This window comes from Pseudomonas aphyarum (assembly GCF_028657055.1).
Lineage (GTDB): Bacteria > Pseudomonadota > Gammaproteobacteria > Pseudomonadales > Pseudomonadaceae > Aquipseudomonas > Aquipseudomonas aphyarum.
Window position 1 is genome coordinate 158,311 of sequence record NZ_JAMDGS010000013.1, and the last position, 15,126, is coordinate 173,436.

Annotated in this window: 13 protein-coding genes; 3 read left to right on the plus strand and 10 right to left on the minus strand. The window is 60.8% G+C overall.

The genetic code is table 11. The features are described 5' to 3' along the window. Positions 1-166: 166 nt before the first annotated feature. From M5G18_RS20035 to M5G18_RS20070, 8 genes are all read right to left on the minus strand, one after another. Complete coding sequence (locus tag M5G18_RS20035; protein ID WP_273897697.1) at positions 167-1,174, minus strand: septal ring lytic transglycosylase RlpA family protein; 1,008 nt, start codon at positions 1,172-1,174, stop codon at positions 167-169. Beyond that, positions 1,174-2,184, minus strand: coding sequence for a lytic murein transglycosylase B (gene mltB / locus M5G18_RS20040; protein ID WP_179693626.1), 1,011 nt, complete (start codon positions 2,182-2,184; stop codon positions 1,174-1,176). The genes M5G18_RS20035 and mltB overlap by 1 nt, the downstream gene beginning before the upstream one ends. A 17-nt stretch (positions 2,185-2,201) precedes the next feature. Continuing rightward, positions 2,202-3,305, minus strand: coding sequence for a rod shape-determining protein RodA (gene rodA, locus M5G18_RS20045; RefSeq protein ID WP_052026248.1), 1,104 nt, complete (start codon positions 3,303-3,305; stop codon positions 2,202-2,204). Positions 3,306-3,336: 31 nt separating this feature from the next. Beyond that, complete coding sequence (gene mrdA, locus M5G18_RS20050; protein WP_007958656.1) at positions 3,337-5,232, minus strand: penicillin-binding protein 2; 1,896 nt, start codon at positions 5,230-5,232, stop codon at positions 3,337-3,339. 9 nt (positions 5,233-5,241) lie between these two features. Then, entirely contained in the window at positions 5,242-5,709 is a 468-nt protein-coding gene (rlmH, locus tag M5G18_RS20055; protein ID WP_003185785.1) for a 23S rRNA (pseudouridine(1915)-N(3))-methyltransferase RlmH, read from the minus strand. Positions 5,710-5,718: 9 nt separating this feature from the next. Then, positions 5,719-6,213 (minus strand): ribosome silencing factor, encoded by a 495-nt coding sequence (gene rsfS, locus M5G18_RS20060; RefSeq protein WP_007958654.1) that lies wholly within the window; start codon positions 6,211-6,213, stop codon positions 5,719-5,721. A 72-nt stretch (positions 6,214-6,285) separates the two neighbouring features. Further along, positions 6,286-7,008, minus strand: a complete 723-nt coding sequence (gene nadD, locus M5G18_RS20065) for a nicotinate-nucleotide adenylyltransferase (RefSeq protein WP_007958652.1) — start codon at positions 7,006-7,008, stop codon at positions 6,286-6,288. Further along, positions 6,977-8,248 (minus strand): glutamate-5-semialdehyde dehydrogenase, encoded by a 1,272-nt coding sequence (locus M5G18_RS20070; RefSeq protein ID WP_007958650.1) that lies wholly within the window; start codon positions 8,246-8,248, stop codon positions 6,977-6,979. Before M5G18_RS20070 ends, nadD begins: the two co-directional genes overlap by 32 nt. Before the next feature lie 177 nt (positions 8,249-8,425). Between M5G18_RS20070 and M5G18_RS20075 the strand changes: the two genes are divergently transcribed. Together M5G18_RS20075 and M5G18_RS20080 are read left to right on the plus strand one after the other, a co-directional pair. Continuing rightward, on the plus strand, positions 8,426-9,121 hold the full coding sequence (locus tag M5G18_RS20075) for a DNA-3-methyladenine glycosylase (protein ID WP_007958648.1): 696 nt from the start codon (positions 8,426-8,428) through the stop codon (positions 9,119-9,121). A gap of 54 nt (positions 9,122-9,175) precedes the next feature. Beyond that, on the plus strand, positions 9,176-10,492 hold the full coding sequence (locus M5G18_RS20080; protein ID WP_273897696.1) for a bifunctional DedA family/phosphatase PAP2 family protein: 1,317 nt from the start codon (positions 9,176-9,178) through the stop codon (positions 10,490-10,492). On the opposite strand, the gene M5G18_RS20085 is transcribed toward M5G18_RS20080, so the two are convergent. Then, entirely contained in the window at positions 10,489-11,067 is a 579-nt protein-coding gene (locus M5G18_RS20085) for a hypothetical protein (protein WP_273897695.1), read from the minus strand. The genes M5G18_RS20080 and M5G18_RS20085 overlap by 4 nt on opposite strands. A 48-nt stretch (positions 11,068-11,115) precedes the next feature. After that, a complete protein-coding gene (locus M5G18_RS20090; RefSeq protein ID WP_273897694.1) occupies positions 11,116-11,307 on the minus strand; it encodes a hypothetical protein in 192 nt (63 codons plus the stop codon). Between the two features lie 184 nt (positions 11,308-11,491). On the opposite strand from M5G18_RS20090, the gene M5G18_RS20095 reads away from it, so the two are divergent. Further along, a complete protein-coding gene (locus M5G18_RS20095) occupies positions 11,492-14,992 on the plus strand; it encodes a calcium-binding protein (RefSeq protein WP_273897693.1) in 3,501 nt (1,166 codons plus the stop codon). Positions 14,993-15,126 lie beyond the last annotated feature (134 nt).

The window sequence follows — 15,126 nt, forward strand, 5'->3', positions numbered from 1 at the left end:
TAATGGAAACTGTCCTTGCGGACAAAATTAATCAGATGGCTTTCTAACGGGCCATCGCGTGTTCAGTTGCTCACTCCAGTCACCCTTGCCGGGCTTTTGTTCTTCGACGAGCCAACAACCTGGTTCACCCCCCAATCGCTGGTGAACCGTCAATCAAGTCCTACGTTTACTCGGTGACCACACTTGGCGAACCCAGGTTGGCCAGGCGCACGCTGTTCTGTACCTGGGCAATTTCACCCGGCGAACCGATCGGTCCCAGGCGAACCCGGTGCAGGGTCTGCTGATTGCGCACGATCGAGCTGATGAACACCGGAGCGCTCACCATCCCGCTGAGCTTCGACCTCAGGAGTTCTGCAGCGTCCGGGTTGGCGAACGCGCCCACCTGCAGATACTGGCCAGACGCTGGTGCAGAAGCGTTTTTTTTTGCATCGAGCTGAACCGGCACGACGGCCGCGGCGTGCTGCTGCGGCGGTGGAGTCCATTGCTCGACGGTGCCGGCCGAGGCCGTGATCACCGGGGCGCTATTCTGCGCGACTTGCGGTTCGTTGAGCATCAAAGGCGCCGGACGGCCCTTGGCGGCCCACCATTGTTGCGGGTCGATGCCCTCGACCTTGACCCGCGCGGTGCCGGTTTCGGCATAACCGAGCTTCTTGGCGGCGGCGTAGGACAGGTCGATGATCCGGTCCGAGTAGAACGGCCCACGGTCGTTGACTCGCAGGATCACCGTGCGGTTGTTGTCCAGGTTAGTCACCCGAACGTAACTCGGCAGCGGTAATGTCTTGTGGGCTGCACTCATGCCGTACAGGTCGTAGACCTCGCCGTTGGCGGTGTTCTGACCGTGGAACTTGGTGCCGTACCAGGACGCGGTGCCGGAGGCCACGTACGTCTTGGATTCCTGCAACGGGAAGTAGGTCTTGCCCAGCACAGTGTACGGGTTGGCCTTGTACGGGCCGGTGTGCAGGGTCGGCGTCGCATCCGGGATGCGCGATACGTCGACGTCCCACCACGGCGCGCCGTCCTTGTGAGCCCGGTTGATGTCCAGGCCCGGCTGCGAGCGAACGGCGGTGGTCGGCTTCTGACTCGGCGAACGGCTGGTCGAACAACTGGCGAGCAGCACCGCCAACGCAGCGAAAGCCACCAGCTTCAGGGGTTTATTGATAGGCAATGCCCGCATTACTTGACGCCCCGTGCTTGTACCAGCTGTTCAGACAGTTGATGTACGGCCATGGCGTACATCACGCTGCGGTTATAACGCGTGATCGCGTAGAAATTCTTCAGGCCCATCCAGTATTCCGGGCCATTGTCGCCTTCGAGGCGGAATGCGGTGACCGGCATGTCATCGCGCAGCGCATCATGACTCGACCAGCCCAGCGCTCGCAACTCCCCGACGGTTTTCGTCGGCTCGATGCCGGTGGTCAGGCCCTCATCCACCTGGTCTCCCCGTACATCCGCGCGACTGACCACCGGTTCGCCGGCGACCCAGCCGTGACGCTTGAAATAGCTGGCGACGCTACCGATCGCATCATCCGGGTTGTTCCAGATATTGATGTGGCCGTCGCCGTCGAAATCCACCGCGTAGGCGCGGAAACTGCTCGGCATGAACTGCGGCAGGCCCATCGCCCCGGCGTAGGAACCCTTGAGGGTCAGCGGGTCGACCTGCTCTTCGCGCGCCAGCAGCAGGAACTCACGCAGTTCCTTGCGGAAAAATTCGGCACGGGGAGGATAGTCGAAACCCAAGGTGGACAAGGCATCGATCACCCGGTAATTGCCGGTATTACGTCCGAAAAAGGTCTCAACGCCGATGATCGACACGATGACCTGGGCCGGAACGCCGTATTCCTGCTCGGCTCGGGCCAGAGTGGCCTCGTGCTGGCGCCAGAAGTCCACACCGCGGGCGATGCGCGCGTCGGTGATGAACATCGGCCGGTATTCTTTCCACTGTTTGACCCGTTCGGCGGGTTTGGAAATGGCGTCGAGAATCGCCTGTTTGCGCTGGGCCTCGCGAAACACGGCCATCAGCTGTTCGCCGGCGAAACCGTAGTCGCGGGTCATTTCACCGACAAATTCGGCCACCTGGGGCGAGCCTTCGTAATCGCCGGCCAACGCTTCCTGCGCGCTGCCAAGGATGCCTACCAGGCCGAGCCACGGTGCGTATCGTGTCGCCCAGTCACGCATTACTTGCATTGAACTCTTCACCTTATTCAAACCTGTGCGATCCACTTGCGATGGGTATGGATCGACATCAAAACCCCAAACGCTGACAGCAGCGTCACCAGCGAAGTTCCGCCGTAGCTAATGAACGGCAACGGCACCCCCACCACCGGCAACAGGCCACTGACCATACCGATGTTGACGAAAACATAAACAAAAAACGTCATGGTCAGAGCGCCGGCCAGCAATTTGCCGAACAGCGTCTGGGCCTGGGCGGTAATTACCAGGCCACGGCCGATCAGCAACAGATAGATCAGCAACAGTGCGCAGATGCCCACTAGGCCGAACTCTTCGCCGAGCACGGCGATGATGAAGTCGGTATGGCTTTCCGGCAGGAAGTCCAGGTGCGACTGGGTGCCCAGCAGCCAGCCCTTGCCGAATACGCCGCCGGAACCGATGGCGGCTTTCGACTGGATGATGTTCCAGCCGGTGCCCAGCGGATCGCTTTCCGGGTCGAGGAACGTCAGGATCCGCTGCTTCTGGTAGTCGTGCATGATGAAGAACCACATCGCAACCGACACCGGAATCGCCGCCGCCAGTACGCTGAGAATCCAGCGCCAGCGCAGCCCGCCCATAAACAGTACGAAGGCGCCGCCGGCCAGAATCAGCAGCGAAGTGCCGAGATCCGGCTGACGCACGATCAGGGCGAACGGCACGCCGATCAACAGCAGGCTGATGCCGACATGCTTGAGCTGCGGCGGCAGCGTGCGCTTGGACAGGTACCAGGCGATGGTCGCCGGCATCAAAATCTTCATGAATTCCGAAGGCTGGAAGCGGATCACCCCGGGAATGTTGATCCAGCGGGTCGCGCCCATGGCGTTGTGGCCCATGATGTCCACCACCAGCAGCAGCACCACCCCGATCACGTAGCCGAGCGGCACCCAGCGCGCCATGAACCTTGGCTCGAACTGGGCGATGACGATCATCGACACCAGACCGATGCCGAACGACGTGGCCTGTTTGGCCAGCAGATCCCAGCTCTTGCCGCTGGCCGAATACAGCACGAACAGGCTGCCGGCCGCGAGAATCAGCAGCAGCACCAGCAGCGGGCCGTCAATATGCAAACGTTGCAACAGCGTCGCCCGGCGACGCATCACATCCTCGCTGGAGAGCATGCGATCGAAATTATTCATCACGGGCCGTAGCCTCCGCACTGATAGGGCTGGCGTATTCGGCCTTCAACCGTCCGTCCTGATCCAGCAGCCAGGCATCCATGACCTGCCGCACCACCGGTGCCGCGACGCCGGAACCGGACTCACCGTTCTCGACCATCACCGACACCACGATTTTCGGGTCATCCGCCGGCGCGAAACCGACGAACAAGGCGTGGTCGCGGTGGCGTTCCTGGACCTTGGAGCGGTCGTACTTCTCGCCTTGCTTGATCGCCACGACCTGCGCGGTACCCGACTTGCCGGCGATCCGGTATTGCGCGCCGATGGCCGCTTTACGCGCCGTACCCCGCGCACCGTGCATCACCTGCTGCATGCCATGGTTGACCTTGGTCCAGTCCGACGGATCACGCAGGATGATGTCCGGCATCGGATTCTCGTCCACCGGTTTCACGCCTTCGAGGGATTTGGCCAGGTGCGGGCGGTTCCACACACCCTTGTTGGCCACCAGCGCCGTGGCCTGGGCCAGTTGCAGCGGGGTCGATTGCATGTAGCCCTGGCCGATCCCGAGAATCAGGGTTTCGCCGGGGAACCACGCCTGACGCCGGGTCGCGCGTTTCCACTCGCGGGACGGCATCAGGCCTGGGGATTCTTCGAACATGTCCAGCGAGACCTTCTGGCCGATGCCGAACTTGTTCATGTAGGCCGACAACCGGTCGATGCCCAGCTTGTGCGCCAGGTCATAGAAGTAGGTGTCGTTGGACCGCATGATCGCCGTGTCGAGGTCGACGAAGCCGTCCCCGGTGCGGTTCCAGTTGCGGTACTTGTGATCGTAGTTGGGCAGCATGTAGTAACCGGGGTCGAACACCCTGCTCGACGCCGTCACCACGCCCGCATCGAGACCGGCAATCGCCACCGCCGGCTTGATCGTCGAGCCCGGCGGGTACAGACCGCGCAGCACGCGGTTGAACAGCGGCCGGTCGATGGAATCGCGCAACTCGGCGTAAGCCTTGAAGCTGATGCCGGTGACGAACAGGTTCGGGTCGAAGCTCGGCTGGCTGACCATCGCCAGCACTTCGCCGGTTTTCGGATCGAGAGCCACCACCGCGCCACGCCGACCGCCCAGCGCGGCCTCGGCGGCTTCCTGCAACTTGATGTCGAGGCTCAGGACAATGTCCTTGCCCGGCACCGGATCGGTACGCTTGAGTACACGCAGGACGCGGCCACGGGCGTTGGTCTCGACCTCTTCGTAACCCACCTGACCGTGCAGCTCGGCTTCATAGAAGCGCTCGATGCCGGTCTTGCCGATGTGGTGGGTGCCGCTGTAGTTGACCGGATCGAGGGTCTTCAGCTCTTTCTCGTTGATCCGCCCCATGTAACCCACCGAGTGCGCGAAATGCGCGCCCTGCGGGTAATGACGCACCAGTTGCGCGACCACCTCGACGCCCGGCAGACGGAACTGGTTCACCGCGATCCGCGCGATCTGCTCTTCGCTCAGCTCGAACAGGATCGGCACCGGCTCGAACGGCCGACGACCCTGGCGCATGCGTTTCTCGAAGATCACCCGGTCTTCCGGCGTCAGCTGCAAGACCTCGACGATCACGTCGAGCACCTGCTGCCAGTCGCCGGAGCGCTCGCGGGTCATGCTCAGGCTGAAGCTCGGACGGTTGTCCGCCACCACCACGCCGTTGCGGTCGAAAATCAGGCCACGGGTCGGCGGGATCGGCTGCACGTGAACCCGGTTGTTTTCCGACAGGGTCGAGTGATATTCGTACTGAATCACCTGCAGGTAATACAGGCGCGCAATCAGCACGCAGATCAGCGCCACCACCGCAATTGCGCCGAACACGACGCGACCACGCACCAGACGGGCGTCTTTTTCGTGGTCCTTGATGCGGATCGGCTGAGACATGAGGGCGGATTACTTGTGGTAAGGGTGGCCGGACAGCACGGTCCAGGCACGATACAACTGCTCGCCGATGAGGATGCGCACCAGCGGGTGCGGCAGCGTCAACGGCGACAACGACCAGCGCTGATCCGCGCGGGCACAGACTTCCGGCGCCAGCCCTTCCGGGCCACCGACCATGAAGTTGACCGTGCGCGAGTCCAGGCGCCAGCGATCGAGTTCGACCGCCAGTTGCTCGGTGCTCCACGGCTTGCCATGAACTTCGAGGGTGACGATCCGCTCGTTCGGCCCGACCTTGGCCAGCATGGCTTCGCCTTCCTGACGGATGAAGCGGGCCACGTCGGCGTTTTTGCCACGGGTATTGAGCGGAATTTCCACCAGTTCCAGCGCCAGCTCGGACGGAAGACGCTTGGCATATTCATGCCAGCCTTCTTCCACCCACTTGGGCATGCGTGAACCGACGGCGATCAGTCGCAGTCGCACAGCAATCCCTTACAGCTGGTCTTTGTTGAGCTTGGTGAAATGCTCGTGGGTGTTTTCCGGGCTGTGGTGCTTGGCGTCCGCCGCACGGCTTTGCTCGGCACCGGCCCACAGGCGTTCCAGGTCGTAGAACTGACGTGCCGAGGCGGTCATCATGTGCACGATCACCAGGTCCAGGTCCAGCAGCACCCAGTCGCTGTCGCCCTTGCCTTCTTCGCCCAGCGGCTTGGCGCCGTTCTTTTTGACCTCTTCGCGAACCTTGTCCAGCATCGCGTTGATCTGGCGGTTGGAAGTACCGGTGGCGATGATCATGTAGTCGGTGATGCTCTGCTTGTCGCGCACATCAATGATCTGGATGTCTTGTGCCTTGACGTCTTCCAGGGCTGCAACGGCCACCTTGACCAGTTCGTCGCCCTTCAGCGGTTCGTTGGTGTTGACCGGCTCTGGCAGCGGGGCGCTCTTGAATGTGCCTTTGCGCTTTACTTTGGTTTGGTCTTTGTCAGTCATATAAAACTCGTTTTGCTCATATTTTCGGCGGCTTGGCGACACGTGGATTCGTATCAGTGAAGCACGCCTTGTTCAGTTCGACGCACGGTACAGACCGTGCGCATCGATGTAGGCCAGGACCGCGTCGGGCACCAGGAAACGTACCGACTTACCGCTGGCCAGCAGTTGACGGATCTGGGTGGCGGAAACCGCGAGCGGTGTCTGCCAGACGAATGCAATCTGACCGCTCGGCCCCTTCAGGGCCAGCGGGTCGCTCACCGAACGCGCTGCCAGCAGGTTGCGCAAGGCATCCGGCGGTTCGCTGTCGGCGTCCGGGCGCTGTAGCACCAGGATGTGGCAATGCTGGAGCAACTCTTCCCAGCGGTGCCAAGTGGGCAGGCCGCAAAATGCGTCCCAGCCCAGAAGCAGAAAAACCTGGGTCTCGGCGGCCATTTCGGCACGCAGCGACTCCAGGGTATCGATGGTCCAGGACGGTTTGTCCCGCTGCAATTCGCGGGCGTCCACCACCAGCGGCGGCACACCGGCCACCGCACATTCAACCATTGCCAGCCGATCCTGCGCCGACACCTGCGGCGTATCGCGGTGCGGCGGCCGGGCGCTGGGCATCATGCGCAGCTCATCGAGCCCCAACGCTTCGGCCACTTCCAGCGCGCCGCGCAAATGGCCGACATGCACCGGATCGAACGTCCCGCCCAGTACGCCAATGCGCCGGGGACGGGACTTCTTGCCGGGTTTCGGCGCTTTCAGGTCGAGGTCGGACAAGTCAGACCGTCGCCTGGCCGCGCAACTGGCCATCACCGACCACGATGTACTTCTCGCAGGTCAGTCCTTCGAGGCCCACCGGGCCACGGGCGTGCAGCTTATCAGTAGAAATGCCGATCTCGGCACCCAATCCGTATTCGAATCCGTCGGCGAAGCAGGTCGGGGTGTTGATCATGACCGACGCCGAGTCGACCTGAGCCACGAACTGGCGGGTGTCGGCGAGGTTTTCGCTGACGATCGAGTCGGTGTGATGGGAGCCGAAATGGTTGATGTGTTCGATGGCCTGATCCAGGCCATCCACCACGCGGATCGACAGAATCGGCGCCAGGTACTCGGTGCTCCAGTCTTCTTCGGTCGCGGCTACGGCCTCGATGATCGCCCGGGTACGTTCGCAACCACGCAGTTCGACACCCTTTTCGCGGAACTGCTTGGCCATCGACGGCAGGAAATCCTTCGCAACACTTTGATCGACCAGCAAGGTCTCCATCGCACCACAGATGCCATAGCGATAGGTCTTGGCATTGAAGGCGATGCGCTGGGCTTTCGGCAGGTCGGCGTGTTCGCTGACATAGACGTGGCAGATGCCGTCCAGATGCTTGATTACCGGTACGCGGGCGTCGCGGCTGATGCGCTCGATCAGGCCACGGCCACCGCGCGGCACGATCACGTCGACGTACTCGGGCATGGTGATCAGCGCGCCGACGGCGGCGCGGTCGGTGGTTTCCACCACTTGCACCACGGCGGCCGGCAGTTCGGCTTCGGCCAGACCGCGCTGGATGCAGGCGGCAATCGCGCGGTTGGAATGAATCGCTTCGGAACCGCCGCGCAGGATGGTCGCATTGCCGGACTTCAGGCACAGGCTCGCGGCATCGATGGTCACGTTGGGACGGGATTCGTAGATGATCCCGATCACACCCAGCGGTACGCGCATCTTGCCGACCTGAATGCCCGACGGACGGAAGCTCATGTCGCGGATCGCACCGACCGGATCCGGCAGCGCTGCGACCTGACGCAGACCGACGATCATGCCGTCGATGCGCGCCGGGGTCAGCTCCAGACGTTCCAGCAATGCCGGCTCCAGACCGTTGGCGCGACCGGCGGCCAGATCCTGTTCATTGGCTGCCGCAAGCTCGGCGCGGGCGGCGTCCAGGGCATTGGCGGCAGCCAGCAGGGCGCGGTTTTTCTGCGCGGTGCTGGCACGGCCGATGACGCGGGAGGCTTCGCGGGCGGCGCGACCCAATCGGGTCATGTAGTCAAGAACGGACTCAGTCATGGTCTGCTGGGGTCTTGGCAAAGAGGAAAGCGGCAGATTATAGCTGTCGCGTACCGGGACTAACAGCGGTGACGGGCGGATGGTCGAAATGGACGGCGATTTGCCGACGTTCAGCCGGGATTAAGCCGCGAATTGTTATCATCACGACCTCCTTCGCCTGGATAAACACTGTTTGCCATGTCCAACCTGACCGTTCGCGCCACCTCCGCGCGCCAGCCTGTCGGCCTTGCGGACGCTTTTTTCGACCGTGACGCCCAGACGCTGGCCCGCGATCTGCTCGGCAAAGTCATCCGCCACCGCGTCGGCGATTTGTGGCTCAGCGCCCGAATCATCGAAACCGAAGCGTATTACTGCGAAGAAAAAGGCAGCCATGCGTCCCTCGGCTACACAGAAAAGCGTAAGGCTTTGTTTCTGGACGGCGGGCACATCTATATGTACTACGCCCGTGGCGGCGATTCGCTGAACTTCAGCGCGCAGGGTCCGGGCAACGCGGTGCTGATCAAATCGGCCTATCCGTGGGTCGACGAGATCAGCGGCCCGGCCAGTCTGGCGCAGATGCTGTTGAACAACCCCGACGCCCAGGGGCGACCGCGTCCGTCGCAGAAACTCTGTGCCGGGCAGACGCTGCTGTGCAAGGCACTGGGACTGAAAGTGCCGGTGTGGGATGCCAAGCGCTTCGACCACGAAATCCTGCTGGTGGAAGACACCGGCCCTGCGCCAACTCATGTGATTCAGACCACCCGCCTGGGCATTCCCCATGGCCGTGACGAACACTTGATGTATCGCTTCGTCGATGCCGCCTATGCCCAGTGGTGTACGCGGAACCCGCTGCGTCGGGGTCAGGTCGAAGGTCGCGATTATTTTCTGCTGTGAATGCACACCCTTCGGCTCGCCGATCAGGGACATCAATGAAATGGAGTGGTTTGTATGGGCCCATGGCTCGATAGCGTGACCGGGTGGCTGGCCGCCAATCCGCAGTGGCTGGCCGCTGCAGTGTTTGTCGTGGCCTGCGTGGAATGTCTGGCGATCGCCGGGTTGATCGTGCCCGGCACGGTGCTGCTGTTTGCCGTGGCGGTGCTGGCCGGCAGCGGTGCCCTGTCGTTGAGCGAAACCCTGTTGCTGGGCTTCCTCGGCGGGATTCTCGGCGATGTGATTTCGTATTTCCTCGGCCGCCACTTCCACCAGAACATCCGGCGCCTGCCGGGCCTGCGCCATCACCCGGAATGGATGGCCGGCGCAGAAACCTATTTCCAGCGCTATGGCATCGCCAGCCTGCTGGTCGGGCGCTTCATCGGCCCGTTGCGGCCGATGCTGCCGATGGTCGCCGGGATGTGCGACATGCCCTTCCCGCGCTTCGCCGCCGTGAGTCTGCTGGCAGCGGCCGGCTGGAGCATCGCCTACCTGCTGCCGGGCTGGGCCACCGGGGCGGCGATTCGCTTGCCGTTGCCGGAAGGTTTCTGGCTGCAGGCCGGCATCGTCGCTGGCAGCATCGCGGTGATGGTCGGCCTGAGTGCCAACAGCAGCCTGCGTCGCCATCGCCGGGCGACCATCTGGATCAGCAGCATGAGCCTGTTGATCCTGATCGGCCTGTTCATCGGTTACCCGTACCTGACCGCCCTCGATCAGGGCGTCATGACCCTGGTGCAGGAACACCGTCGCCCGGCGCTGGATGAGGTGGCGGTGGTTTTCACCCTGATCGGTGAATTCCGCAACATGCTGCTGTTCAGTGCCCTGCTGACCGCGCTCCTGTTGCTGTGCCGCCAGTGGCGCCACGCGATCTTCGTGGGCGGCACCCTGCTCGTCACGGCCCTGGCCAACACCGGCACCAAAATGTTCTTCGCCCGGGTGCGCCCGGAAGTGCTGACCGATCCGCTCACCAGCTACAGCATGCCCAGCGGTCATGCGTCGGGATCGTTCGCGCTGTTCCTGACGTTGGCCGTACTCGCCGGACGCGGGCAACCGCCAAGGCTGCGACTGACCTGGCTGCTGATCGGCTGCATTCCGGCACTGGCGATTGCCTTGTCGCGGGTGTATCTGGGCGCACACTGGCCGACGGATGTGCTGGCCGGCGCCATGCTTGCCGCGTGCGTGTGTGCCGCCGGGCTCTGGCTCAGCCAGCGGCAGTCACCGCTCGGCGCCATGCCGCAGAAAGTCTGGTGGCTGGTGTTGCCGGCGCTGGTCGCCCTGTTCGGTTTCTTCGTGCTGCGACACTTGCCGCATACCTTGCTGCGCTATTCGTACTAGGCGACGGCAGACAGCAGCGAAGGATTGGTCCTCAAGACGAACGACACCGACGAAGGGTTGTAGGCATTGTGCCCGGTGTCGTTCGGATTCTTGTCCAGGAAGTAGGTGAGCCCTTCCTTCGTTTCATGCTGAAACAGGCGCATCTTCTTCTCTACGCTGAACAGCGCCACAGAAACCGGATTGGACGGCAGGTCACCAAACGACTTGAGTTTTCCGGCATACGTTTCCAGCTCAAAGTAACTACCGCCACTTTTTGCGGCCAGAAGATGCCTTGTACTTTGATCAAGTCGCAGCTGCCAATTAAAGTAACGACCGGCTGTTTTGATATTAAGGGCATATCGCCCCTGATAATCCGGAACAAACTCCAACAACAGCGGCTCGGCATCATCATGATCTGCAAGTGTCACAATTGGCGCACTGACTTCATCATTCAGGGCAATCTCTGCACTCAATCGTTGCCCCGTGGTAATTCGCGACTGCTTTAAACGTTGCTCCATGACTTGATAGTTAAGCACCAGCGGAAGTCCATCCGCAAACAGCTGCGCCGCGAAAGCAATATTATTGGCATCAGACATATGAAAGCACTCTTCTTGTTAAAACCAAACTAAACAACAGACAGGACTTCATTTATCAGCCGCCTGAGCCAACTCGTTCTTTACGCGCTTGCGCTTGCGACGTTCAAGCACCATGGAGTCCGCGTAGTACCCGGCAGCCTTGAGGATAATATCGGTATTAAGATCAACACCTGCATGCTTGAAAATATACTTTCCGGCAATATCATCCCAAAATGCCCATTCATCTTCATAAATCGTCATATCGCACTCCTGGATCATGAAACCCGCTCCCTGCGAGTCGATATAAACGCTAAATCAAAAACGCCAGACAGACCACTTCAAAGACAATACAAAAAACAACGATACAATCAGAAAAACAATAACAACCGAAGACAACTCTTCTTCATGCCAGAGTCGCTCGACACTTACTCAAAGAGCACTGACCTTGGCCAAACCCTTTTATATCGACTCTGAAACTATTCTTACAAACCCCATAACGATTTCCGACATTAACATTCCATCGAACTCGGCAACGGCCGAAACCGATTCACCGTTCGGCAAATTTCCCGATCTGAACGATCTGGACAAACTGTTCGGGCCGCTTCGATTTGGCGAACGGACCGTTAGCCGCCAAACGCTTCAAGCGTTGGGGGCCCTGGTCAACGGCGAGGCCATTACAGCGGCCAACACGTACTTCTCCGAGCCCGATCAAGTTTTCACCGACGGGCTGGAATTCGATCCCGTCCAGGTTGAAGAGCGAATCAAGTCAGTCGATGGCCAGGAGCGCCAACGGGTACCGGAGCTACTCTACGAAATCGTCACCCTGCGCTCCCCCGATGCAGCACCACTGCTGCGCGAAATGTCTGCCAGTGACGCTGAGCAGCCCATGCAGAAAATCAGCAAATTGCTGACTGCCACTCAACGACTGGATATCCACAAGAGCCCTTTGCCCGAACACCTGCCGGGCTGGGTCGACAAAGCCAGGAGTCGCGGCATGACCAGCATTGGTGTCGGGCTTCAGGCATACGGTTTGTACAGCGCCTACATGGGTGTCATTGACGGTCTCAAGAAAGGCCAGATGGGTGAAGTACTGATCAATGCAGGGGGCGCTTTCGCCGAGATCACTTCACTGGGCCTCGAATACGCGCTGAACAAGACCGGCGAACAGATGATCCGTCAGGGCTCCATGGCCCTCGAACAATTCGGCAAGACCACCATGGGTAAATGGCTGTGCCGGGGGGCAGGCCTGATCGCCAGCGTGCTGACATTGCCCTTCGATATCTACACCGCCATCAAATCCTTCAATGATGCCGCCAGGACCCAGGGCAAGGAAGCTCAGGATCTGTATGTCACCGGCGGGTTGAGCGTGTTCAGCGGCGCCCTGTCCATCGCCCTTGGCTGCGCAGCTCTGATGGGCTTTCAGGCTGCGGGCCCGGTGGGGATTGCAGCAGCGGCGGTCATGATTGTCGGTGCCCGAATTTATGGCGCCGCACGCATGGTCGACGACATCGACGATTACATCGAGCTGACCGTCCACGAACGCTGGCGCGCCGGCTGGTTTGCGTTCACCGGACAAAGCCAGGACAAAGCCTTGATGGATCGCTACCTGGTTGCCAAGACCACGAGCGACTATTCCAAAGCCTTGAAGACCCGCAGCCTTGGCTGGCTCGACAATGAATTCAAGGAAAGCGTCGATGTGATCGTCAATGGCCGGTTCGAAGTCAAGCTGCTGCCGACGCGCCTCTATCGTTTCCAATGGAACGAAACCAAAGGTGAAACACCCTATATCACCAAAGATGTTCCCGTCATCACTGACACGGATGACACCTACGATGCAAAGAAGGGATTACCTGACTCGGACTCCATCATCGCCAGGACGAAAAGCGACCCGGCCAAAGGGGTTTTCTGGAGTCTGGGCGGCGGCCATGACACGGTGCGAGGCGTGGAGGACAAGCCAAATTTCTTCGACTATGCCAGCGGCCGCAAAACCCTCGATGGTGGCAACAAGGATGATTCTTTTCTGTTTCAGTCGGCGTCCGAAGCGCTGTCTGACGACCCGACCGCCGTCAGTGCGCTGTCTGGCGGTGACGGCACCGATCTGCTCTGGCTGCAAGGCAATCACAGGCACGAAGACCATGGCGCCAACCCGCCGCGCCATATCGGTTTTGACATCGACCTGAAAAGCGGCAGGCTGGCAGTGCGCCCGGCGGCCCCGGCGGCTGAGCCGGTGTTGCATTCAACACTCGATTCCATCGAAAAGGTCGAGACGCTTGCCGGCGCGCTGAATCGCGTGACCGGCTCCGACCACGCCGACATCATCGGTGCCAATGGCGATGATCGCGTCAATGCCGGGGCCGGCGATGACCGCATTGGCGTTCGCGGCCTCCATGGCACGGTCGATGGAGGCAGCGGCAGCGATACCTACGAAATAGCCCCGAACTGTCTCACGGTTTCACTCCACGAAGATGGCCAGGAACCGAGCCAGATCTATCTGGGCGTGACGCTTGAAGCCATTCAGCGCTGGTACGTGCGCAATGATGCGCTGGTCATCGACTCACTGCGCAACGATGACATCCAGCCGCCGATGCGAGAACTGGCGCTTGAGGCGGTGTACCGGACGGTCGATGGCAAGCGCTCACTGCGCAACGATAAGTGGACGTTCATCACGCAGGACGGCTACCACTTGCAGCCCGTATGGCCGGCCGAAACCCCGGACCTGGCCGATTTGACCGTTGAGGTTAGCGTCCTGACTGCCGGCGCGACCAAGACCTCGCCAGTGCCGGTCAACGATCGTCCTTACAGGATTTCGAACAACCCGCACTCGTATTACTTCATCTCCCGTCAGACCCATCACACGATCCTGACGGCAACGCCTCACGAAAAACCGACCCGAAGTACCCTGTACGTCGACCGTGACAGCACGGAAATCGACGAAGTCCGGGCCAACTACACCGTTACCACGACAAAGCCGAACGCCTTCACCTATCTCAGCTACAGCAATGTCCACTTCACCCTCTCTTTCCACCAGGGCGGCCTGCTTTCATTGCACGGCGCAGTGAGCGAAAACCCGGGCAGGAAACACGACATGGGAGGCGGGATCATGGCCTCTGGCTGGCAGATGAATCATCCCGTGACGCTGGTCATGCGCGACGGCGTGTCCTATCACCTCGACTTCCCCCGCAATTCATATTTCGACGATGCAAAAAAACCGGGTTATACCCTCCTGCAAAGCAGGGCCTCGCTTCGAGAGCGGACAGGTCAGTTCCTTTTCGTCCGGCCAACTGTCGAGAAACGCACCTTGAAGAACACCTCGCAAAGGGTCGACTTCCTGGCCGCCGAGCACAACGCGACCTACTGGCTGGAGGGGCGTTCGGCGAGCTATGAGCTGTTTCCCGCGAGCGCAACCTCCATCCGGCTGTCTACCGCAGACACAGATGCCCGCGTTTCGGGCTCTTCCACCTGGTTTATTCACACGCAGCATCTGCAGGAACAGATCAGCCACCACGACCTCTCCATCAAGGACAACCTGCTGAGGATCGGCAGCATCCGGATTCAGCTGCCGGACAGCAACGATCCGCTGTTGCCACTGGAAACCATTGAGGTCGTGGTCTCCTCGGGGAACCGTTACCGGATCAATCCGCTGTTCGAGGTGATCGGTCTGAGTGCCATCGATGCTCGAGCCTACACATCGGTTCAGGCCATCGTTCAGGACGTTCGTGACCATCAATCACGCGAAGAGCTCGAGTTCCATGTTGTGCCCGTTCACAACGTCCGTCTGCAAGGGAGCGCTTGCGTCAAGATCTCGTACAACCCCGCCACCCATGGCTGGAGCAGCGAAAGCACTTGCGAGAAGTTCACCTACAACGCCGCGACCAATCTCTGGAGCAGCAAAACCACGCCATCGCGCCCGATTCCAATCGAGCAAATAATCATCGTCAAGGAATGACACCATGCGACCAAAACCACCCTCGCTGCCAACCCCTCCCAAACTCCCTTCGCCCAGCGACCCGCTCGCGCCCCCTGCGCGATTGCGTCCGCAGGTTCCAGACCCGCAAATCCATTCGTGGCCAGACCTGACGA

Bases quoted from the DNA above. Each gene is read 5' to 3' on its own strand.
- M5G18_RS20070 (WP_007958650.1), bottom strand. From the start codon at position 8,248: ATGACTGAGTCCGTTCTTGACTACATGACCCGATTGGGTCGCGCCGCC.
- M5G18_RS20080 (WP_273897696.1), top strand. From the start codon at position 9,176: ATGGGCCCATGGCTCGATAGCGTGACCGGGTGGCTGGCCGCCAATCCG.
- M5G18_RS20085 (WP_273897695.1), bottom strand. From the start codon at position 11,067: ATGTCTGATGCCAATAATATTGCTTTCGCGGCGCAGCTGTTTGCGGAT.
- mltB (WP_179693626.1), bottom strand. From the start codon at position 2,184: ATGCAAGTAATGCGTGACTGGGCGACACGATACGCACCGTGGCTCGGC.
- nadD (WP_007958652.1), bottom strand. From the start codon at position 7,008: ATGGCCAGTTGCGCGGCCAGGCGACGGTCTGACTTGTCCGACCTCGAC.
- rsfS (WP_007958654.1), bottom strand. From the start codon at position 6,213: ATGACTGACAAAGACCAAACCAAAGTAAAGCGCAAAGGCACATTCAAG.
- M5G18_RS20035 (WP_273897697.1), bottom strand. From the start codon at position 1,174: ATGCGGGCATTGCCTATCAATAAACCCCTGAAGCTGGTGGCTTTCGCT.
- M5G18_RS20075 (WP_007958648.1), top strand. From the start codon at position 8,426: ATGTCCAACCTGACCGTTCGCGCCACCTCCGCGCGCCAGCCTGTCGGC.
- M5G18_RS20090 (WP_273897694.1), bottom strand. From the start codon at position 11,307: ATGACGATTTATGAAGATGAATGGGCATTTTGGGATGATATTGCCGGA.
- rodA (WP_052026248.1), bottom strand. From the start codon at position 3,305: ATGCGTCGCCGGGCGACGCTGTTGCAACGTTTGCATATTGACGGCCCG.
- mrdA (WP_007958656.1), bottom strand. From the start codon at position 5,232: ATGTCTCAGCCGATCCGCATCAAGGACCACGAAAAAGACGCCCGTCTG.